At 66.8% G+C, this 19,788-nt stretch carries 21 protein-coding genes; 10 read left to right on the top strand and 11 right to left on the bottom strand.

Going from position 1 to position 19,788, the window contains the following annotated elements:
* Positions 1-92 precede the first annotated feature (92 nt).
* Together OF829_RS20385 and OF829_RS20380 are read right to left on the bottom strand one after the other, a co-directional pair.
* Entirely contained in the window at positions 93-1,013 is a 921-nt protein-coding gene (locus tag OF829_RS20385) for a hypothetical protein (protein ID WP_264942048.1), read from the bottom strand.
* A 326-nt stretch (positions 1,014-1,339) separates the two neighbouring features.
* Complete coding sequence (locus OF829_RS20380; protein ID WP_264942047.1) at positions 1,340-1,657, bottom strand: UrcA family protein; 318 nt, start codon at positions 1,655-1,657, stop codon at positions 1,340-1,342.
* A gap of 107 nt (positions 1,658-1,764) precedes the next feature.
* On the opposite strand from OF829_RS20380, the gene OF829_RS20370 reads away from it, so the two are divergent.
* Entirely contained in the window at positions 1,765-2,706 is a 942-nt protein-coding gene (locus tag OF829_RS20370) for a LysR substrate-binding domain-containing protein (RefSeq protein ID WP_319951571.1), read from the top strand.
* 242 nt (positions 2,707-2,948) lie between these two features.
* Here the strand turns inward: OF829_RS20370 and OF829_RS20365 are convergent, their stop codons facing one another.
* A complete protein-coding gene (locus OF829_RS20365) occupies positions 2,949-3,941 on the bottom strand; it encodes a DUF4268 domain-containing protein (protein WP_264942046.1) in 993 nt (330 codons plus the stop codon).
* A 96-nt stretch (positions 3,942-4,037) separates the two neighbouring features.
* Between OF829_RS20365 and parC the strand changes: the two genes are divergently transcribed.
* Positions 4,038-6,281, top strand: a complete 2,244-nt coding sequence (gene parC, locus OF829_RS20360) for a DNA topoisomerase IV subunit A (RefSeq protein WP_264942045.1) — start codon at positions 4,038-4,040, stop codon at positions 6,279-6,281.
* A gap of 174 nt (positions 6,282-6,455) precedes the next feature.
* Positions 6,456-8,078, top strand: a complete 1,623-nt coding sequence (locus OF829_RS20355) for a putative bifunctional diguanylate cyclase/phosphodiesterase (RefSeq protein WP_264942049.1) — start codon at positions 6,456-6,458, stop codon at positions 8,076-8,078.
* On the opposite strand, the gene OF829_RS20350 is transcribed toward OF829_RS20355, so the two are convergent.
* The 5 genes from OF829_RS20350 to OF829_RS20330 all read right to left on the bottom strand — a co-directional run bounded on the left by OF829_RS20350 (position 8,075) and on the right by OF829_RS20330 (position 12,788).
* Positions 8,075-9,856 carry an alpha/beta fold hydrolase gene (locus OF829_RS20350; protein ID WP_264942044.1) on the bottom strand — a complete coding sequence of 594 codons (1,782 nt, stop codon included), beginning with the start codon at positions 9,854-9,856 and terminating at the stop codon, positions 8,075-8,077. The genes OF829_RS20355 and OF829_RS20350 overlap by 4 nt on opposite strands.
* Positions 9,853-11,037, bottom strand: coding sequence for a CCA tRNA nucleotidyltransferase (locus OF829_RS20345; RefSeq protein ID WP_264942043.1), 1,185 nt, complete (start codon positions 11,035-11,037; stop codon positions 9,853-9,855). The genes OF829_RS20350 and OF829_RS20345 overlap by 4 nt, the downstream gene beginning before the upstream one ends.
* The gene (locus OF829_RS20340; protein ID WP_264942042.1) at positions 11,025-11,615 is read right to left on the bottom strand and encodes a CoA pyrophosphatase; all 591 of its coding nucleotides are present in this window, start codon (positions 11,613-11,615) and stop codon (positions 11,025-11,027) included. Before OF829_RS20340 ends, OF829_RS20345 begins: the two co-directional genes overlap by 13 nt.
* Positions 11,612-12,169, bottom strand: a complete 558-nt coding sequence (locus tag OF829_RS20335; protein WP_264942041.1) for a DUF1285 domain-containing protein — start codon at positions 12,167-12,169, stop codon at positions 11,612-11,614. The genes OF829_RS20340 and OF829_RS20335 overlap by 4 nt, the downstream gene beginning before the upstream one ends.
* Positions 12,170-12,281: 112 nt before the next feature.
* Positions 12,282-12,788: a GNAT family N-acetyltransferase gene (locus tag OF829_RS20330; protein ID WP_264942040.1), complete on the bottom strand. Its 507-nt coding sequence runs from the start codon at positions 12,786-12,788 to the stop codon at positions 12,282-12,284.
* A gap of 405 nt (positions 12,789-13,193) precedes the next feature.
* Here OF829_RS20330 and OF829_RS20325 point away from each other — a divergent pair, with 405 nt between their 5' ends.
* Positions 13,194-13,565: a dihydroneopterin aldolase gene (locus tag OF829_RS20325; RefSeq protein ID WP_264942039.1), complete on the top strand. Its 372-nt coding sequence runs from the start codon at positions 13,194-13,196 to the stop codon at positions 13,563-13,565.
* 113 nt (positions 13,566-13,678) lie between these two features.
* Here the strand turns inward: OF829_RS20325 and OF829_RS20320 are convergent, their stop codons facing one another.
* A complete protein-coding gene (locus OF829_RS20320) occupies positions 13,679-14,413 on the bottom strand; it encodes a hypothetical protein (protein WP_264942038.1) in 735 nt (244 codons plus the stop codon).
* A 322-nt stretch (positions 14,414-14,735) separates the two neighbouring features.
* Here OF829_RS20320 and OF829_RS20315 point away from each other — a divergent pair, with 322 nt between their 5' ends.
* From OF829_RS20315 to OF829_RS20295, 5 genes are all read left to right on the top strand, one after another.
* Entirely contained in the window at positions 14,736-15,410 is a 675-nt protein-coding gene (locus OF829_RS20315; protein ID WP_264942037.1) for an energy transducer TonB, read from the top strand.
* A gap of 76 nt (positions 15,411-15,486) precedes the next feature.
* The gene (locus OF829_RS20310) at positions 15,487-16,239 is read left to right on the top strand and encodes a MotA/TolQ/ExbB proton channel family protein (RefSeq protein WP_264942036.1); all 753 of its coding nucleotides are present in this window, start codon (positions 15,487-15,489) and stop codon (positions 16,237-16,239) included.
* 85 nt (positions 16,240-16,324) lie between these two features.
* A complete protein-coding gene (locus OF829_RS20305) occupies positions 16,325-16,795 on the top strand; it encodes an ExbD/TolR family protein (protein WP_264942035.1) in 471 nt (156 codons plus the stop codon).
* A 28-nt stretch (positions 16,796-16,823) separates the two neighbouring features.
* Positions 16,824-17,249, top strand: coding sequence for an ExbD/TolR family protein (locus tag OF829_RS20300; RefSeq protein WP_264942034.1), 426 nt, complete (start codon positions 16,824-16,826; stop codon positions 17,247-17,249).
* Positions 17,250-17,422: 173 nt separating this feature from the next.
* Complete coding sequence (locus tag OF829_RS20295) at positions 17,423-17,788, top strand: tetratricopeptide repeat protein (RefSeq protein WP_264942033.1); 366 nt, start codon at positions 17,423-17,425, stop codon at positions 17,786-17,788.
* A gap of 6 nt (positions 17,789-17,794) precedes the next feature.
* Here OF829_RS20295 and OF829_RS20290 read toward each other — a convergent pair whose 3' ends face one another.
* Together OF829_RS20290 and dcd are read right to left on the bottom strand one after the other, a co-directional pair.
* Positions 17,795-18,520 (bottom strand): DoxX family membrane protein, encoded by a 726-nt coding sequence (locus OF829_RS20290; RefSeq protein ID WP_264942032.1) that lies wholly within the window; start codon positions 18,518-18,520, stop codon positions 17,795-17,797.
* A gap of 89 nt (positions 18,521-18,609) precedes the next feature.
* Positions 18,610-19,161, bottom strand: a complete 552-nt coding sequence (gene dcd / locus OF829_RS20285) for a dCTP deaminase (protein ID WP_264942031.1) — start codon at positions 19,159-19,161, stop codon at positions 18,610-18,612.
* A 50-nt stretch (positions 19,162-19,211) separates the two neighbouring features.
* Between dcd and OF829_RS20280 the strand changes: the two genes are divergently transcribed.
* Entirely contained in the window at positions 19,212-19,568 is a 357-nt protein-coding gene (locus OF829_RS20280) for a DUF1330 domain-containing protein (protein WP_264942030.1), read from the top strand.
* Positions 19,569-19,788 lie beyond the last annotated feature (220 nt).

The following is a 19,788-nucleotide window of genomic DNA, read 5'->3' as shown; positions in this document are numbered from 1 at the left end:
CGCCATGCGCGCCGACAAAACCGATCAGAGCTTCAAAGCTTGCATCTATCTCGCCGCAGCCGTCATCAACTCACGATGAATCTCAACAGGCCCTAGTGCTGCTGCTGTTCCTCGTGCCGCGGCTCGTCCTCGTCGCGGGCGAACCAGCGCTGGATCAGGTTGCGATTGTCGCGATGGGGCTCATCGTGAGGCTCGTGCGCGTCCTGCTCATGGCCATTGCCGTTGCCATTGGCGGGCAGCATCCCGCCGCGGCCATGGACGATCCAGCGCAGCACCACGATGATCAGCAGCAGCGCGAGCAGCCAGGGCCCGATCGATCCGAGCACGATCAGCAGGCGCGCGAGCGAATTTTCGAGCGTCTGCCCCGCATTGCGGAAATTGGCGTCGGCGGTGCCGAGCCCCGTCAGCGCGGTCGAGGATTCATAGGTGAGCAGCATCGGCGCGGTGGCGAGCGTCGCGCCCTGCTTGGCCTCGGATTCGGCGATCGTGTCGAGCGCGGCCTGGGTACGCTCGGCCAGCGCCTTGGCGTTGGCGGCGTTGGGCGAATCCGAGCCGGCGATCGCCTGCGCGTTCTTGAGCTGGTCGCGCAGGCGATCGATCACCGCGATGCTGCGGGCCTGGGTGGTGAGTTCGGTTCCCGTGACCGCGCTGTTGACCAGCACCCCGTCCGCGCCGGTGACCGATTTGGTGATCGCCTCGCCATAGGGGCGCGCGATCGTCGGATCGACCTTGAGCATCAGCACCGCGCGGGTGCGGTTGGCGTCATCGACGCTGTATCGCATGCCCTCGATCTGGCACCGCGTCGGCCCCAATTTGTCGCAGGCATCGGCGTTGGACTGGAGCACTGCCTTGAGCCGGTCGCTGGGCAGGCGATACGCATAGCGATAGTCGAACGCGCCCATGCTCTCACCGGGGCCGGCCTGTGCGCCATCGGGGGCGGTCGGCGTGCCGGTCTGGCCCGCATCGCATCCCGCCAGCAACGTCAACGCCAGCAATGCCGCAACGACTCGCATCTCATCCCTCCCTGATCGGATTCAGCCTTACCGGAGAATTGACCATGCCCCAACTCCGCCCATGGGGCGCTGTTCCGTTTCGGGAACGAAGGCGAGGGCATCCTCCTCGTTCGTCCTGAGTAGAGACTGAGTAGCCGCGCAGCGGCGTATCGAGGGCTCGTATCGAAGGAGCGGCGCTTCGATACGGGTTTTCGACAAGCTCAGCCCCTACTCAGCACGCGGTTCGGGTTGAAACCCTATCAGCAGGGCTTGTGAAACGTACAGGTGAAAGCGGGCGGCGTTCCGCAACGCCGCCCGCCAGGTTCCAGGGGGTGCTTCAGGGAAAGTCAGCGCCCGCTGGAACCGATCTGGACCGTGTCGACGCCGGCCGAGGCGAGCGCGGCCTGAAGCTGCCGGTTGGCGGCTTCGGTAGTGGCGATGCGGCAGGCTTCGGCGGACTGGACCTGCTGCAGCTGGTGGTTGTCAGCCACCGGGCAAACCGTGCGGACGGCCCGGGTGACGCGGCGGTCGAGCTCGGCGCGGTCGGCTGCATCGCGCAGATTGAGGTCGCGATAGCTGACCGTGACGCTGTTGGCCGCCGCCGTCGGATCGGGGGTGATGGCGGGGGCGGCGAGCAGGGAAAGTGCGATGAGCGAGGTGATCATGGGGTAGGCTCCTTGGTTTGATCTCGATACCCGCCATGTGGCCCGGATGGATGCACCGCGCCAACAAATCGTTGGACATGATCCATAAGTTGAACTTATAAGAAGCGATGCGCCGCCTTCCTCCTTTAGCCGCCGTCCGCGTGTTCGAGGCTGCCGCCCGCGTCGGCAACTTCACCCGCGCCGCCGAGGAGCTGGGGATGACCCAGGCGGCGGTCTCCTATCAGGTGAAGCTGCTCGAGGAGCGGCTGGGGGTGCCGCTGTTCGCGCGCAGCGGGCGCGGGATCGCGCTCACCGATATGGGCCGGCGGATCGCGCCGCAGGTCACCGCCGCGTTCGACACGCTGGGGGACGCCTTCGCCGCGGTGCGCGCCGAGAATGAGTCGATCCTGACGATCACCGCGCCGCGCACCTTCGCGACCAACTGGCTTGCGGCCCGGCTCGGCTCGTTCCAGCTCGCCCGGCCCGATCTCGCGGTGCGGCTCGACGTCTCCGACACGATGACCGATTTCGCGACCGGCGAATTCGACCTCGGCATCCGCGGAATCTCGAAGCCGTCGCCCGATCTCGTCTCGCATTTCCTGATGCGGATGCCGGTGCTGCCGCTCGCCAATCCGGCTTTCCTCGCCAATTATCCGCCCGTCACCAGGCCCGAGGATCTGCTCGCGCTGCCTCGCCTCTCGCCCGCCGACGACTGGTGGGACCTGTGGTTCGAGACCGCGATGGAAGGCGCGTACGAGCCCCGCGAGCGCCCCGCGGTACGCTTCGACTCCCAGGTGCTCGACGGCAACGCCGCGATTGCCGGGCATGGTGTCGCGATCCTCAGCCCGCCCATGTGGCTGCCGGCGATCGCGGCGGGCCAGCTCGTCCCGCTCGGCGATCATGTCGCGCATTACCGCAACGCCTTCTGGCTGGTGTACCCCGAGAACAAGCGCAATCTCGCCAAGGTCCGTGCCTTTCGCGAATGGCTGTTCGACGATGTGAAGACCGCGCTGGGCGACGATCCCTATGGCGCGCTGGTACCGGGCGTCGGGGCGGGGCAAGCCGTGTGACCGATGCGGAAAGGTCCCGCAAAGCGGGTTGATTGATGACCTTTGCCCGAGGGGAAATGTGCGTCTTGATGGATTTGTGGGGCGCCATGCCCGGCGCCGTTCGGGAGAAGTGACGTGCCGCATCGTTGAGGATGAAGCAGGCGAAATCCAAATAGGACAGCGGTTTCTTCAGGCTGAAAGCTGTGGACAATCGAGTTGCGCCCGGGTGCCGCCGGTGTCGGGCAATCGCGGTGACAGCGGCTTCATTCCGCGTTTTCTGGCTGCCACGCGGTGGCGTCCAGAGCCTTCACGCGGTTCACGAAGACCCGATAGAATTCGTCCAGCCGCGCCGCGAGCCACCCATGCTGCCGGGGCCAATCCGCCTGATTTTCCGGGTCGGTATTGCTCAGCGCTGTCGAGATGCGCGTGTCCTTGCCTAGCGGCAGTTCTTCCCAATCGAGAGCGTAGCCAAGCTCGGCCTCGATCGCCTCGCGTTGCGCGTACAGGAGGTGGAAAAATGCCTTGGCGTGCGGGTTTGAAATGTAGATTTCGGCACGCACCTGCCGCTTCGGTCTCGCCATCGAGGCGTTCACGCTGAAGCCGGTGCGGCCGATGGAATAGGACATCCATGACTGGGGCTGCGGCTTGCGTTCGCGGCCCATGGGTCCGCCATTCGCCACCAGGACGTTCCCCAACGCGCTCCAATAGGCGATTTGAAGCGATCGGGTGGCCGTCAGTTCTCCATCGTCGATCGCCCGTGCCGCCTGCGTCACGAGCTTGTTCCAGTTGTTGGGCTTGGACACGATATTGAAGCGTGGGGCAGCGGGAGAGTCGCCGATCCGCCAAAGCTCCACCTCGACGCCGAAGAACCTGAAGGTTTCGTCGGTGATGCGGTTCAGCCAATCGAGCGTGGAGCGATGTTCCTCGGTGAATCGCGCGGCGATCCAGACGATCGTTACCGCTTCGAGGCCGGAGGCATAGGTGAGCAGTTGGCCAAGGTGTGCGTGATCGGTTCGCTCCAATTGATTCTCGATCAGTACCCATGCATTTGTCCCGATGTCCTTACACAGGATATCGGCGCGAAACGGCCCCACCGCCTTTTCTTGGGCCTCCAACTCAAGCTCGAGTCCGAGGGTCTCGCCGAGGGTAAGAAGGTTTTCCTCTCGCGCCAGCCAAGGCGTGAAGTCGGAGGACTCGCTGATCCAGATATCGCGGAGCTCGATCTTCACGAGCTTTCCAAGGCCATAAGCGTTCATATCGCCCTCACTTCATCCGAAAGCTGTGGACAATCGGCCTAGGCGTCCCCGCCCCGCCTCGCAACGCCCGGCACTCGCTGCTAACGGGAAGGGGTAATGGCTTTAGATACTGACGATCTCGCGCCGACTTCCGGCCCCAGCGACGTTCCCTTCGATAGCGCCCTTTCCGAGCGTTACCTCGTCTACGCGATGTCGACGATCACCGCGCGCTCGCTCCCCGACGTGCGCGACGGGCTCAAGCCGGTGCACCGGCGCCTGCTCTGGGCGATGCGGCTGCTCAAGCTCGATCCGGCGAGCGGCTACAAGAAATGCGCGCGCGTCGTCGGCGACGTGATCGGCAAATATCATCCGCATGGCGACCAGTCGGTCTATGACGCGATGGTCCGCTTGGCGCAGACCTTCTCGCTCAGGTACCCGCTCGTCGACGGGCAGGGCAATTTCGGCAATATCGACGGCGATAACGCCGCCGCCTATCGTTATACCGAGGCGCGGCTGACCCAGGTCGCGATCGACCTGATGGACGGGCTCGACGAGAACGCCACCGATTTCCGCCAGACGTACAACGGGGAAGAGGAAGAGCCCGAGCTGTTCCCGGGCCTGTTCCCGAACCTGCTCGCCAACGGCGCCGCGGGCATCGCGGTGGGCATGGCGACCAGCATCCCGCCGCACAACGCCGCCGAGCTGCTCGACGCCGCGGTGGCGCTGATCGACAATCCGGAAGCCAATGTCCTCGACTATGTCCAGGGCCCCGATTTCCCCACCGGCGGCGTGGTGGTCGATAGTCCCGCCGCGATTGCCGAGAGCTACGCCACCGGCCGTGGCAGCTTCCGGGTTCGGGCGAAGATCGAGAAGGTGATCGAGAAGGGCGGCGGCTGGCACCTCGTCGTCACCGAGATCCCCTATGGCGTCCAGAAGGGCAAGCTGATCGAGGGGATTGCCGACCTCATCAACGAGAAGAAGCTGCCGATCCTGGGCGATGTCCGCGACGAGAGCGCCGACGATATCCGCATCGTCATCGAGCCGCGCAGCCGCACCGTGGATGCCGAGACGTTGATGGAGAGCCTGTACCGCCTCTCCGACCTCGAAAACCGCGTGCCGCTCAACCTCAACGTGCTCGATGCCAAGCGCACCCCGCGGGTGATGAGCCTCAAGGAGGCGATCAGCCAGTGGGTGGAGCATTGCTTCATCGTGCTCCGCCGCCGCTCCGAGCACCGGCTGTCGAAGATCGCCGACCGGCTCGAACTGGTCCGCGGCTATATCATCGCCTTCCTCAATCTCGACCGGGTTATCGAGATCATCCGTACCGAGGACGAGCCCAAGCCGGTGATGATCGCCGAGTTCAGCCTGACCGACCGCCAGGCCGAGGCGATCCTCAACATGCGGCTGCGCAGCCTTCGCCGGCTCGAGGAAATGGAGCTGCGGACCGAGCAGGAAAAGCTCGAAAAGGAAGCGGCCGAGATCGAGCTTCTGCTCTCCTCCGATGGCCGCCAGCGCACCCGGATGAAGCGCGACCTGGGCAAGGTGCGCGAGCGCTACGGCCCCGAGACATTGCTCGGCAAGCGCCGCACCGCGGTGATCGAGGCGGGGCCGACGCGCGAAATCCCGCTCGAGGCGATGATCGAGAAGGAGCCGATCACCGTCATCCTCTCGCAGCGCGGCTGGATCCGCGCGATGAAGGGGCATGTCGAGGAGGTTTCGGGCGAAGCGCTCAAGTTCAAGGAGGGCGATGCGCTTGCCTTCACCGCCTATGCCCAGACGACGGACAAGATCCTGCTCGCGGCGGACAATGGCCGTTTCTACACGCTGGCGGGGGACAAATTGCCCGGCGGGCGCGGCTTCGGCGAGCCGGTGCGGCTGATGATCGACCTTGATGGCGACCGCAGCATTGTCGGCCTGATCGCGGCGAGCGCGACCGAGAAATTGCTGGTCGCGGCAAGCGACGGGCGCGGTTTCCTCGTCAAGACCGAGGATGTCATCGCCGAGACGCGCAAGGGGAAGCAGGTGGTGACGCCGCGCCCCGGCGCGCAGCTCAAGGTGATGAAGCCGGTCGGCCCCGCGGACGATTTCGTCGCGGCGATCGGCGACAACCGCAAGATGCTGGTCTTCCCGCTCTCCGAGGTCGCCGAAATGGCGCGCGGGCAGGGGGTTCAGCTCCAGCGCTACCGCGACGGCGGGCTCTCGGACGCGGTCACCTTCGTCCATGCCAACGGGCTCAGCTGGGCGATGGGGGGCGACAGCGGGCGAACCCGGACCGAGAGCGATCTCGCCCCCTGGCGCGCGGCGCGCGGCGCGGCCGGGCGGATGCCGCCGAACGGGTTTCCCAGAGACAATCGTTTCTGACAAGCAACGTCCGGATTAGCCTGCGTAATCGTCGCTGCTTCAGCCGGTCTTAACCAATTCCGGTTAGCGCGGGCGGTGATGGGGTTCACGAGGGCCAAACCGGACGAGGCAAAGGCCGCGCCGCGCGATGCGCAGGTGCCGGCTGCGGCTGCCTTCGGTCCGGGCAATGCGGCGATGTTCCTCGATCTGCTGCCCGTCCCCGCCGCAGTCGTCGAAATGCGCGGACGCGGCTTCGAATTCGAGGCGGTCAACCGTCCCTTCCGCCTTGCCGGGCTGGGCACGGTTGCAAGCGAATCGCCGCTGATCCGGCTGCTCGGCATGCGCCTGCGCCGTTTCCTCGAATCGAACGAGACGCATGAGGAAATAGCGTGGCAGTTCGGTGACGAGGTCGATTGCCGGTACTTCCGGGTGATGTTCGCGCGGCGCGCCGACAAGCGTGGGGGCATGCGCTGCATGGTCACGCTGGTCGATCAGACCGCCGAGCTGCGCACCGAGCATAGCCTTCGCCGCGAGATGATGACCGACAGCCTGACCGGCCTGCCGAACCGCGCCGGGTTCAGCGACGAGGTCGAGGCGGTGATCGGGCCCGACAATCGCGAGCAGCACGCGGTGATGGTGGTCAATCTCGACCGGTTCAGCCGGGTCAATGCCTGTATGGGCGGCCTGGCCGGCGACGAGCTGCTGATCTCGGTCGCCCGCCGCCTCAAGGGCGCATTGCGCGGCCGCGACGTCCTCTCGCGCCTCAACGGCGACGAGTTCGGCGTGCTGCTGACCCTCGACGAAGGTCCCACCGACGCGCTCCACGTCGCCAAGCGCATCCATGCCGCGCTCGCCAATCCCTTCCGGCTTTCCGACTTCGAGATCCGCGTCGATTGCGCGATCGGCATCGCGATGGGCGCCGACAATGACGGCGACCCCGAGGATCTGGTCCGCAACGCCCAGTTCGCGGTCAAGCGCTCGAAGCAGACCGGCCGCACCGAAGTCTATCACACCCGCGCCTTCGACATCGCCCGCGAACAGTTCGGCATGGAGACCGAATTGCGCCGCGCGATCGAGACCGGCGCGCTGACGCTCAGCTTCCAGCCGATCTGCGATCTCGCCAGCGGCAAGACCACCTCGTTCGAGGCGCTCGCCCGCTGGACCAACGAGGAGGGCCACAAGCTCTCGCCCAATGATTTCATCCCCGTCGCCGAGGAATCGGGCCTGATCGTCCCGCTCGGCCGCTGGGCGATGGACGAGGCCGCCAGGACGCTCGCCGAATGGGATGCCGCCGCGGGCGGCGATTGCGGGATCAAGGTCGCGGTCAACCTGTCGGCGATCCAGCTCCAGCGCGACCAGATCCCGACCATGGTCAAGTCCGCGCTCGACCGCCACGGCATCGGCGGCGACCGGCTGACGCTCGAGCTCACCGAAAGCGCGATCGTCACCGATCCCGATCGCATCGCCCAGACGATGAAGGCGCTCAAGGACCTCGGCACCACGCTGGCGATGGACGATTTCGGTACCGGCTACTCGAACCTCGCCTATCTCCAGAAGCTCCCCATCGACCTGCTCAAGATCGACCGCAGCTTCGTCTCGGGCATGCTCGCCGACCGCGACAAGATCGCGATCGTCCGCGCGGTGCTCAGCCTCGCCCAGGCGCTCGGCATGCAGACCACCGCCGAGGGCATCGAGACCAACGAACTGGCGCAGACGCTGGCGGCGCTCGGCTGCACCTATGGCCAGGGCTTCCTCTATGCCCGTCCGCTCGAGAAGGACGACGCCTTCGCCTATCTGAAGGCGCGGAAGGGCCCCTAATCCAGCAGCAGCCGGGCGATCAGCTCGGGTTTCTGGAAATGGACGAGCCTCCCCGCATCGGGCACGATCACCACCGACGCGCCCGGCCACACCGCCTCCCAGGGGGGTACCGAATCGGCGGCGTTGTAGAGCGGGTCCTGCGCGCCGCACAGGATGGTGATCCGCCTGCCGTCGGCAATCGGGATCGCGGGCTGGAAGGGTTCGGCGCCCGCCACGGCCCGGAAACCCGCGGCGCCCTGCAACGCGCTCAGCTGCGAGGACTGGACATAGGCGGTGCGGACCTCGGGATCGCTCAGCACGCGCCTGTCGGCCTCGCTCGATTCGAGCGAGCGCAGCACCAGCCGCTCGACGATCCCGGCCGATGCGTTGCGGCCCAGATAGCTGGCAAGCGCGCCGGTGAGCCAGGGCTTGCCATAGACCAGGGTCTTGACCACGCCGGTCAGCCCGACGCGCTTCCGGTCCACGCCCGACGGGGGCTCGGGATTGACCGCGACCGCGCGCAGCATCCGGTCGCCCCAGCGCGCGGCGAAGCGCGAGAGCACCATCGTCCCGCCGCGCGCCATCACCGCGGCGCGATCGATGCCGAGCGTGTCGAGAATGTCGGCCATGTCCTGCGCCGATTGGGCGAGATAATCGCCCTCGACCATCGACGAGAGGCCGAAGCCCGGGCGGTCGAACGCGATCGGGCGAAGGCCGTGCGATTGCAGCGCGCGGATGAAGCTTTGCGGGTTGTGGCGGCTGGTGGTGGCGGTGTGGAGGATCAGCACGGGCAGCGCGCCGCGGGGCCCGTGATCGAGCAGCGCGATCCGCCCGGGCCGTCCGACCCGGGGGATCAGGCGTAGCGGATCGGCTGCGGGTGCGGTCGCGGTCGCTTCGAGGCTGACCGCATGGACGAGGCGGGTGAGGATGCGGACTTCGCTGATCAGCACCGAAAGCGCCGCGACCGTGGGGACCTGAAGCGCGGTGAACACCGCCTTGAGCTCGGCCTTGACCGCATGTTCGGACACGCCGAGCGCGTCGCCGGCGTCCTTGCGGCTGCCGCCATCGGCGACGATCGCCGCGATTTCGGCCTGGCGCGCGCCGATCGGGAAGAGCGCGCCCAGCGCGGCGGCGAGGGCGGGCTGGCTCACCGTCTCGCCGGTCTGGAGCGCGACCCACAGGCCGACCAGCTCCCCCTGGCGGCGCACCCCGGCCTTGCGCATCGCCGATTTGGCGAGCTTGCGCGCGGTTTCATAGCCCATGCCGGCGCGCTGGGCGGCGCGGCGCATGTCACCGGTCTCGACCAGCCCGGCAGCGACGCGCGCCTCGGGCCCGCTGAGACCGAGCAGCCGGGCGGGCTGGGTATTGGCGGGGTCGGCGGCGGCGGGGGAAAGGCAGATGAGCACGGCGTATCGGGCTTCCCCGGCGAGCAGCGCGCGGCGCACCGTTTCGGCGAGCGGCCACTCGGCGGCGGCCTGGGGTCCGGCCACCGCCACCGCCGCGGTCCGGCCATCCGAAGCGGTGAGCAGCGAGACCCGGGCCTGTCCGCGCGCCGGGAGCCGATCGAGCTGCGCGCCGGGAGCGAAGCCGAAGCGATCCTCGGCAAACCGTACGACGCCTTCCTCGTCGCACGTGGCGGAGGCGAAGCCGCCGGGATTAAGGAAGGCGGGGCCGCTGCTGACCGGGTCGTCGGGCGAAATCGCCTTGGGGCCGAGGGTCGCGACCAGCTCCTCGGGCATGTCCGCTCCGGCGCCCGTCTCGGGAAGCGGCGTGCCGCTGGGGAGGCGGCCCGCCTTCACGTCGCCCCGAGCGCCTCGGCCACGGCGGCGTCGGCGAGCTGCTCGACCCGCGCCGCGCCGGGGAAGCCCTCGGCCACCCAGCGATCCCGCACCACGCCGAGCAGGCGCGCGACATCGGGTCCGGCCTTCACCCCGCGCGCGACGATCGCGCCACCGCCGATCGGAAGTTGCGGCGGTTCCCAGTCCCGAAGGTCGCGGACATCACCGAGATCGCGCGCCGACAGCAGCAGTACATCGGTCGCCTGTTCGGTCCCGATGCGGAACCCCAGTGCCTTCGCGACCTCGCCGGTCTCGGGCGTCGCCGCGCGGATCAGGCGCTGGCGCTGGGCATTGGAAAGCTTGAGCCGGGCGCCGACCGATTCGGCGACCGCCGCATCGACCGGCAGCAGCGCGGCGAGGCGGCGGATCGCGTTGGGCGGCGTGTCCGACGCGGCTTCGCGTCCGGCGAGGGTGGCGAGCCGCTCGGCGGAGGTGATTTCGGGCAGCACGGGCACGAAGATGCCGCGCTCGATCATCAGCGTGACCACGCGCACCGCGTCCTTCGCCACCAGCAGCTTGAGCAGTTCGTCGGCGATGCGCTCGCGGCTGAGCGCCATCAGGTCCCTGGCGCGGGCGGTGCAGGCGTCGAGCCCGCCCGGATCGGCGGCGTCGCCGAATCGGGCGAGGAAGCGGAAGAAGCGGAGGATGCGGAGATGATCCTCGGCGATTCGGGCGAGGGGGTCGCCGATGAAGCGGATGTGGCGCGCGGCCAGATCGGCGAGGCCGCCGAAATAGTCGAACACCTCCCCCGAAAGCGGATCTGCGTAGAGCGCGTTGATCGTGAAGTCGCGGCGCGCGGCGTCCTCGCGCCAGTCGTCGGTGAAGGCGACGGTCGCGCGGCGGCCGTCGGTATCGACATCGCGGCGCAGCGTCGTCACCTCGACCGGGCCGTCCGACAGCACCGCGGTGACCGTGCCGTGCTTGAGCCCGGTGGGCACGCAGCGGATATCCGCTTCCTTCAGCCGCGCGATCACCGTCTCGGGCGCGAGCGGGGTGGCGATGTCGATGTCGGCGACGCTCAGCCCGAGCAGCGTATCGCGCACTGATCCGCCGACGAATCGCGCCTCCCCGAGCGCCGCGACCAGCCGGTCGAGCCCCGGGCGGCGGCGCCACTCGGCGTCGGGGAGGATCATGCCGGCCATAGCAGCCGCCGCGAGAGATTGACGATCATCGCCGCGGTCGCCCCCCAGATGCGGCGGTCGTTCCACCAGATCTCGTAATAGCGCCGCTCCTTGCCCTGAAACAGGATATGCCCTTCCTTATGATTGGCTTCGTCCAACAGGAAGCGCAGCGGCACTTCGAACACATTGGCGACCTCGGCCTCGGCGGGGACGAATGCAAGGTCGGCGGCGACGACGCCGATCACCGGGGTGACGCAATAGCCGGTGACGGTGCGGTAGCGGTCGGCGGTCCCGACAATCTGCACATCGGCGCGGGGCAGCGCGATCTCCTCCTCGGCCTCGCGCAGCGCGGCGGCGATCGGGCCGTCATCCTCGGGATCGATGCGGCCGCCGGGGAAGGCGATCTGGCCGGCGTGGCGGCGCATCGTCTCGGTGCGCTGGGTGAGGATCACGCCGGGATCGGCGCGATCGGTGACGGCGACGAGGACGGCGGCGGGATGGGTAACCTCCTCGGGATCGAAATCGTGATGGTCCCCGGTGAGCAGGATCGGCTCATGCGCGGTTTCGAGCGCGGCGCGGAGGCGCTCTGCAAGCGTCATGCCTGTGGCTCCAGCGCGAAGAAGGCGCCGTTGCTCCACACGCCAGGCGGTTCGCTGCCGTTCGAAAGGGCGATCTGGGCGAGTTCGTAATAGACGCTGCGCGCGACGAGCGCCTCGAGGCCGCGGCGGACGTGGAGATAGGGGCGGGGGCCTTCCTCGAATCGGAGCTGATGCTCGGGCCCGGCGGTGACGAGGTCGTCGGTGTTCAGCCGGAAGGCGAGGCGCATCCGCTCGCCTTCGCCCTCGACCTTGAGCTCCACCGCCTGGAACGGCGCATCCTCGACCTCGATGTCGAGCTTCTCGACCGGGGTCACCAGCACGAACGACCCGTCGGGCTCGCGCCGCAGGATCGTCGAGAAGAGCTTGACCATCGCCGCACGCCCGATCGGCGAGCCTTGGTGGAACCAGGTGCCGTCGCGCGCGATCCGCATGTCGCTTGGCCCGCAATGCTCGGGATTCCAGCTCTCGACCGGGGGCAGCCTGTGCTCCGCCGCCAGCCGCGCGATCTCGGCGAGCGAGAGGCTGGCGAAATCGGGGGGCGGGGGAGTGGGCATTCGAACCCCTTAGCCCGTTCGGGCTGAGCTTGTCGAAGCCCCGTTCTTCTTTCGCCGGAAGGGAAGAAGAAGGACTGCCCTTCGACAAGCTCAGGGCGAACGGGAGTGGTTTTCAGGCTGCAGCCTTGAGCAGCCGCGGCCCCAGCATCCCCGCGCAATCGGGGACCGAATCGCCGCGCGCGAGCAGGCGTCGCGGCTCGAACGGACCCGGCAGGCGCCAGCCGCCGGTCCTGTCCGCGACGAAGCCGAAGAAGCGGCTATAATATTCAGGGTCGCCGATCAGCATCAGCGGCTGGTCGCCTGCGGCTTCGAGCATGTGCGCCATCAGCATGCGGCCGATGCCGTCGCGTTGCAGCTCGGGCTCGACCGCGACGGGGCCGACCATCACCATCGCGACCGAATCACCGCCGTCGCAGGCGAGCGCGACGGGCCAGCACTGGATCGTCGCCGCGAGGCTGCCATCCTCGAGCAACGCCGCGAAGCTCAGCTCGGGGATGGGCGCGGTGCCGACGCGGACCCGATAGGCCGTTCGCGCGCGTCGATCGGTCCCGAAGGCGCGGTCGAGCAGGGACTCGACAGCCTGGGGGTCGATCTGGGCGAGCGGGACCAATACGGTCACGGCGTTGGCTCCTTATAATGAGGGTTGGGGGCGCGGCCTTTAGACCCCCCGCACGATGACGCAAGGCTGAATCGCCTTTCGCGCCGTCCCGCTTCTGCAGAGGGCCCACACTTGATAGCCGCAACGGCCAGGACGGAGCGCATTTTGGCGCACAGGTTAGGAGCAAGGAGGGAGCGATGGAACTCCATCGTGACCGACGCGCGACGCCGCTGTGCGCCAAAATACGCCCGTCCCGAAGGGGTCGCCCGGAGAAGCCCGCTGGCTGCGTCGCCGCTGCTTGCGCGTAGCTTCAGCTACGCGACTGCGCGACCTTCCTTGCCAGCGCCCCTCTCCGGGCGATCATGGCCATTGCGGCTATCAAGTGTGGGCCCTAAGGCGCGGTCCGGTTTCACAAAGGCTTGCGGTTTGAACGATCTTCTCCAGCTCCAGGTGCACGATCTCGAGGTCGAGGTGCTGACCGGAATCTATTCCGAGGAAACCCATTTGCCGCAGCCGCTGCGAATCTCGGTGACCGCGGACGTGGTGCCGGTCGAGCATTTCGCGCCGGAAACCCCGCTGAGCGCCTCGAAAAGCTATATCGACCTCAAGCACGCCGCGACCACCGCGTTGCCCGCGGGCGTGCATTTCAAGCTGGTCGAGGCGGTGGCCGAGCATATCTGCGACACGATCTTCGTCTCCGACGCGCGCGTGACGCGGGCCGAGGTCAAGATCGTCAAGCTCGCGATCGCGGAGAATGGCGAATCGATCGGGATCACGCTGGTCAGGTATCGGCGTTGATTTGATCGGCTTGTGCCGATGGGCGGTGCCGGCCCGCTCCCCCTCCCGGCCTCCCATAGGCTACTAGAGTAAGGGAGGCCGGGAGGGGGAGCGGGCCGGCACCGCGACACCAACTACGCGCACGGCCCCAGTTCGCGGCGCACCAGCGCATAATCCTCGCGCGCGGCGCGGGCATTGTCGGGCTCTTCCGACCCGAGTGCATCCGCGGGCAGCTGCGCCGGCAGGCCGCAGGCGAGGCGGTACCAGAGCAGCGTGTCCTTGGGCGGAGCGCCCGCCGATTCGTCGACGATGTCGCCGGTCGAAACCGACCAGCGCGGCTGTTCGCCGGGGCGGCGCAGGATCTGGATCGAGAAGGGCAGGTCCTTCGCGGTGGTGAGGAAGATCTGCGTCTCGCCTTCGCCGGGAAGCGAGCCGGGCACGTGGAAGGCGTTGCCGATCCCGGTGATCGCGGGCGGCGCGTCGGGCGCGATCACCTCGCGGACGATGCCGCGCACCTGCGCATCGAGCGCGGGCTGCCATTCGCGCTGGCTGTCGAGCCCGGTAAGCTGGATCTGGCCTGCCTGGCCGGCGATCGGGCGCGCGAACAGCAGCACGCGCAGCTTCTTGAGCTTGGGCGGGCGCCCGCGGGCGTCGAGGGGCACGTCGGCGAGATAGACGAGCCGCGCCGGGATCGCCGTGCCGCCCCGAATCAGGGCGAGCACATCGGCCTCGATATAGAAGCGCGCGCGTCCCGGAGTGAGACCGGTCGCTTCGGCATCCTTGACCCGGCTGGCGGAGCGGATGCGGGCATCGATCACCAGCGGGGCGCCGAGCACCTGCGAAGCGATCCTGGCATAGCTGGGCAGCACGGGCGCGGATTGTGCCGCGATTTGCGTCGGTTGCGCGCCGGCGGGAACGCAGGCCGCAAGTGCGGCGGCGCAACAAAACATCAGTGAAGGGATACGGATCATGGGCAATTGCGTTACCGGATTGTACCGTTCTTATACAGAAATAATTCTGCCATGGACGGTCCTTAGGGATGAAATGTCCGATTAAGGAATTGCGTCCCCCCAGTGACGACGATAGAGACTCGCGCTCTGCCGACGGACGCTCTAGGGGTGCCGCGGACGGGCCCGTGCGTGGATCAATCACGCCGGGGTCGCGCATGGGATAGAGGAGTGACGGTGCCGAATGGCTTACGCTGATCGTAATGTAAGTGGCAACCGCGTGGTGGCGATCATCATCGTCTCCATTATCGTGGCTGCCCTGGGCTATGCCTTCGTCACGGGCTTGGCCATGTCTTTCGTGAAGAAGAAGATCGAGGATCTGAACGCCTTCGATGTGAAGGACCCGCCGCCGCCGCCCGAGGAGACGCCGCCGCCGCCGCCTGACAAGGCCGTGCCGCCGCCGCCGACTCAGGTCTATACGCCGCCGGCCGCCGTGCCGCTGCCTAGCCCGCCGCCGACGATGACGGTGACGCAGGAGCGCCCGGTCGTCGTGACGACGTTGCCGCCCGCGCCGCCCGCGCCTCCCGCGCCGCCGCCGCCGCCGCCGGCACCTCCTGCTGTTGCCAAGAAGCTCACGCCGCGCGGTTCGCCGCAGAGCTGGGTGACCAATGACGACTATCCCGCCAGCTCGCTGAACCGCGAGGAGCAGGGCACCACCGGTTTCCGCCTCGACGTTGATGCGAGCGGCCGCGTGACCAACTGCACGGTGACGTCGTCGAGCGGTTCCTCCGCGCTGGACAACACCGCGTGCTCGCTGCTGAAGCGCCGCGCCCGGTTTAGCCCGGCCGAGGACGCGAGCGGCAACAAGATCCCCGCGAGCTGGTCGAGCCGGTTCCGTTGGGAGCTGCCCAAGGATTGATTTAGGTGGCGGGCCGGCCCCCAAGGCCGGCCCCCGGTTTATGAACGAACGAAGCTTTTAGAGGAAAGAACTGAACATGCTCACGACCATTCTTACCGCTGGTGCTCCGCCCGCAAACTTCGACATGCTGCACGCGCTGAACCAGGGTGGGTTCATCTCGTGGACGACGGCCATCATCCTGACCGGCATGCTGTTCTTCACCTTCTACATCCTGTTCACCAAGTGGTTCGAGCAGCAGAAGATCATCAACCAGGGCCGCCGCGTCCGCCAGTCCTTCTGGGGCGCGAACAGCCTGCGCGAGGGCGCTGCCAAGCTCGAGAAGAACTCGGCCTATCGCCAGATCGTCGATGACGGCCTGAAGGCGCAGGAGCAGTACAAGGAACTGACCGATCCCATCGAGGCGCATGACTGGCTGCACGGCTCGCTCGCCCGTTCGGAGAATTCGATCAACTCGGATCTGGGCGGCGGTCTTGCCTTCCTCGCGACCGTCGGTGCGACCGCGCCGTTCATCGGTCTGTTCGGTACTGTCGTCGGCATCTTCCGCGCGCTGATCAAGATCGGTGCGGAAGGTCAGGCTTCGATCGGCACCGTCGCCGGCCCGGTCGGTGAAGCGCTCATCATGACCGCGCTCGGCCTCGTCGTCGCGGTTCCCGCGGTGCTCGCGTTCAACTATCTGCAGCGCCGCAACAAGTCGATCCAGGAGGCGCTCAACACCTTCTCGAACGACGTGCTCGGCTTCCTGGCCTCGGACGGCCGCGTCCGTCCGGCGGTTGCGAGCCGCAAGGGCGCGCCGGCTGCCAAGGCTCCGCAGGCGACGACCACCGCGTGATGTTCCTGGGAAGCCGCGCGGGGTTCCCGGGCGGCTTCCCACGCAGATACGGCCTTCGCAGAAGTGCAGAATAGGATAGCACGCAATGGCGATTAGTACTGGCGGAGGTTCCGCCGAAACTCCGATGTCGGACATCAATACCACGCCGCTGGTGGACGTGATGCTGGTGCTCCTGATCATCTTCCTGATCGCGATTCCGGTCGTGGTTCAGTCGATCCCGCTCCAGCTGCCGAAGGTGACCTACATTCCGACCGAGACCAAGCCTGAGAATATCATGCTTCAGGTGCGCGGCGGCGAGAATGGCTGTGAGGTCTATTGGAGCATGACCAAAGTGACCGGGCCGGAATTGTACGAGCGGGGCAGGAAGCGGCTGGAAGCCGTTGTCAAAAACTTTGGTGCCAACCTCAAGCCGGATGACATTCCCGAAGTGCATATCCGCGGTGACATCAACACCCCGTATCGCTGCATCGGCGCCGCCATCTACACGATGCAGACCGTCGGCTTCGTGAAGGTCGGGTTCATTTCCGAACCGCCGCCCAACTCGGCCCTGCAGTGATCGCCATCGTTTTCAAGGAGTACGCCAAATGGCAATGAGCGGTGGCCGCGACGACGGCCAGCCCATGATGGAGATGAACACGACGCCGCTGATCGACGTCATGCTCGTGCTCCTCATCATGCTGATCATCACCATCCCGGTGCAGACGCATGCGGTGAAGATCGATCTGCCACAGCAGAGCAATCAGCCGCAGAACGTGGTCGAGCCGGACAAGAACAAGGTCTATATCGACGCGCAGGGCCAGGTGTACTGGAACGCGCTGCCGGTCGATAACGTGACGCTGCAGCAATATCTCGAGCAATCGACCCAGCTGCCGACCGAGCCCGAGCTGCACTTCCAGCCGGACCCCAACGCGCGCTACGAAAAGGTCGATGAGGTCCTCGCGATCGTCAAGCGCGCCAATGTGACCAAGCTCGGCTTTGTCGGCAACGAGCAGTATCAAGGCGCCTTCTAACCCTTCGGGGTTCGATCGGACATGAGAGAGGCGGCCTTTGGGCCGCCTCTTTTTTTGCGCCCAGGGCGCGAAACTGTCACACTTCTGTTGTGAGAATGAAATAAAACTGTCACGTTGATGCAACTTGAAAGTCACGAAACCGACTTCGTGGCGTAACAACGGAGGAGAGTTGCATGCGTTATCTGATTACGGGCCTCGCCCTTGTCGTTCCGCTGACCGTCGCCGCAGTGCCGGCCTATGCCCAGGATGGCGACCGCGTCGCCAGCGCGTCGATCGCGCGCGGCGATCTCGCTACTGCCGAACGCACGCTTGTGCAGGAACTGCGCATCCATCCCAACCGGCCCGAGCTGATGCTCAACCTTGCCGCCGTTTACGCCAAGACGGGGCGCCGCGAGGCTGCCCGTGCGCTCTATGAGGGCGTGCTCGCGCAGGACGATGTGCTGATGGACGTTTCCGCCGACCGCACCGCCGGATCGCATGCGGTGGCGACCGCCGGCCTGCGCCGGCTCGAGACGGTGCAGGTCAGCGCGTCGCGCTGATCCCGGTCATCGCGGCAAGATACGCCGGAGCAGCCACGCTGCTCCGGTGATCGACAGCGACACGCACAGCATCGTCCATTCGAACCGGCTGTCCGGCGCCGCAATCACGCGCGGCAAATGGAGCAGCAGGACGAACGAAGCGCACATCCCCGCGAGCGCGGCCGCCGCGAGCCGCGCCTTGACCCCGCTCAGGATCGCAAGGCCTGCCGCGGCATGACCCGCGCCGGTCGCATAGGCCCAGAACAGCGGCAGCGGAATCCAGCCGGGTACCATCTTCGCCGTGAAATCGGCATAGACGAAATGGCTGAGGCCGAAGACCAGCGCGCTCAGCCCGAAGGCGATGCGCGCGGCGAGCGGAAGCCATTTCGGTCCGCGTTCGTCCGCAAGCACGCTGCCGCCCGCGGCGAGCGCGAGGATTTCCGCGACGCCGAGCAGATTGCCGACCGTCGGCGCGGCGGCGACCACGGGCAGATGGAGCGCGATCACCCAGAGCAGGTAGAATGCGGGGAGAATCAGCCGGGCCAGCCCCGCGCCTCGCCACGCCGCTGCGAGCCCGCCCGCGGCCAGCAGTGCGCCGCTCGCCAGCGCGAGCAGGTCACGCGCGGGGATGGTTTGGGGAACGGGCTGCCATTGGAAGGCGAAATCGCGGGCGATGAGGGAGGCGATGCCGAGCCCGATCGCGCCCAGGGCGTAGGGAAGAGCGTCGCGGTCGATCTGGTCGCGGATGGTCATCGTGCTTCCTACCCCTCCTCAAGCCCTGGCGTTGGGCCGTCGTTACGCACGGGATACTGGCGGCGCCTGCCTGTGCAGGAACGCGGGCGCTACAGCCGCGGCAAGGTCACGCCGCGCTGGCCCATATATTTGCCGGCGCGGTCGGCATAGCTGGTCTCGCAGGGTTCGTTGCCCTGGAGGAAGAGGAACTGGCACGCGCCCTCATTGGCGTAGATCTTCGCGGGGAGCGGGGTGGTGTTCGAGAATTCGAGCGTCACATGCCCCTCCCATTCGGGCTCGAGCGGGGTGACGTTCACGATGATCCCGCAGCGCGCATAGGTCGATTTGCCGAGGCAGATGACGAGCACATCGCGCGGCACGCGGAAATATTCGACCGTTCGGGCCAGCGCGAAGCTGTTGGGCGGGATGATGCAGCAATCGGTCTTGCGATCGACGAAGCTGGTCGCGGCAAAGTCCTTGGGATCGACCACGGCGCTGTCGATATTGGTGAAGATCTTGAATTCGTCGGCGACGCGCGCGTCATAGCCGTAGGAAGAGAGGCCGTAGCTGATGCAGCCCTCGCGGCGCTGGGCCTCGACGAACGGTTCGATCATCCCATGGTTCTGGGCCTGTTCGCGAATCCAGCGGTCGGATAAGATCATGCGCGAAGCTTTCGCGGCAAATGCGGAGGCTGGCAAGCGGGGGAGCGCGAATGAAACGAGTGGGACTGGCGATTGCGGCGCTGATGCTAACCGGTGCGAGCACGCAGGCCGCGCCAAAGGCTTATATGATCGCCGAACTGACGGTGACCGATGCCGCCGCCTTCCAGAAATATGCGCCGCAGGTGCCGGCGATCCTGGCGCCGTTCGGCGGGCATTATCTGGCGCGGGGCGGCAAGCTGGTGACGCTGGAGGAGAAGGTGCCGGGGGACCGGGTGGTCGTGATCGAATTCCCGAGCTTGGCCCAGGCGCAGGCCTTTTACGCTTCGCCCGCCTATCAGGCGATCGCGCCGCTCAGGCATGCGGCGGCGCATGGCCCGGCCTATATCGTCGAGGGCGTGGCGCCCTAGGAAGGATCGCCATTCAGCCCATACCGGCCTGCAAAGTGGCGGTTTCACGTGCTTCCGGTGCTCACGTGCCGAAAGCACGCTGCGCTCCGGGTCACGCAAAACCACCATTTTCGACTCGGTCTGAGCTAAATGTCGATCCGTCCTAGGGTCTGTTGAGATTCAGGATTCCCTAAGAGTGTAAATTCTGATTCAAACTGCGGATGGACAGACTTGTTTTGAC

It is taken from the genome of Sphingomonas caeni (genome assembly GCF_026013415.1).
In the GTDB taxonomy this organism is placed as follows: domain Bacteria; phylum Pseudomonadota; class Alphaproteobacteria; order Sphingomonadales; family Sphingomonadaceae; genus Sphingomonas; species Sphingomonas caeni.
This window is presented reverse-complemented; position numbering and strand designations above follow the sequence as displayed.

Bases quoted from the DNA above. Each gene is read 5' to 3' on its own strand.
- OF829_RS20385 (WP_264942048.1), bottom strand. From the start codon at position 1,013: ATGCGAGTCGTTGCGGCATTGCTGGCGTTGACGTTGCTGGCGGGATGC.
- OF829_RS20380 (WP_264942047.1), bottom strand. From the start codon at position 1,657: ATGATCACCTCGCTCATCGCACTTTCCCTGCTCGCCGCCCCCGCCATC.
- OF829_RS20370 (WP_319951571.1), top strand. From the start codon at position 1,765: ATGCGCCGCCTTCCTCCTTTAGCCGCCGTCCGCGTGTTCGAGGCTGCC.
- OF829_RS20365 (WP_264942046.1), bottom strand. From the start codon at position 3,941: ATGAACGCTTATGGCCTTGGAAAGCTCGTGAAGATCGAGCTCCGCGAT.
- parC (WP_264942045.1), top strand. From the start codon at position 4,038: ATGGCTTTAGATACTGACGATCTCGCGCCGACTTCCGGCCCCAGCGAC.
- OF829_RS20355 (WP_264942049.1), top strand. From the start codon at position 6,456: ATGTTCCTCGATCTGCTGCCCGTCCCCGCCGCAGTCGTCGAAATGCGC.
- OF829_RS20345 (WP_264942043.1), bottom strand. From the start codon at position 11,037: ATGGCCGGCATGATCCTCCCCGACGCCGAGTGGCGCCGCCGCCCGGGG.
- OF829_RS20340 (WP_264942042.1), bottom strand. From the start codon at position 11,615: ATGACGCTTGCAGAGCGCCTCCGCGCCGCGCTCGAAACCGCGCATGAG.
- OF829_RS20335 (WP_264942041.1), bottom strand. From the start codon at position 12,169: ATGCCCACTCCCCCGCCCCCCGATTTCGCCAGCCTCTCGCTCGCCGAG.
- OF829_RS20315 (WP_264942037.1), top strand. From the start codon at position 14,736: ATGGCTTACGCTGATCGTAATGTAAGTGGCAACCGCGTGGTGGCGATC.
- OF829_RS20310 (WP_264942036.1), top strand. From the start codon at position 15,487: ATGCTCACGACCATTCTTACCGCTGGTGCTCCGCCCGCAAACTTCGAC.
- OF829_RS20305 (WP_264942035.1), top strand. From the start codon at position 16,325: ATGGCGATTAGTACTGGCGGAGGTTCCGCCGAAACTCCGATGTCGGAC.
- OF829_RS20300 (WP_264942034.1), top strand. From the start codon at position 16,824: ATGGCAATGAGCGGTGGCCGCGACGACGGCCAGCCCATGATGGAGATG.
- OF829_RS20295 (WP_264942033.1), top strand. From the start codon at position 17,423: ATGCGTTATCTGATTACGGGCCTCGCCCTTGTCGTTCCGCTGACCGTC.
- OF829_RS20290 (WP_264942032.1), bottom strand. From the start codon at position 18,520: ATGACCATCCGCGACCAGATCGACCGCGACGCTCTTCCCTACGCCCTG.
- dcd (WP_264942031.1), bottom strand. From the start codon at position 19,161: ATGATCTTATCCGACCGCTGGATTCGCGAACAGGCCCAGAACCATGGG.
- OF829_RS20280 (WP_264942030.1), top strand. From the start codon at position 19,212: ATGAAACGAGTGGGACTGGCGATTGCGGCGCTGATGCTAACCGGTGCG.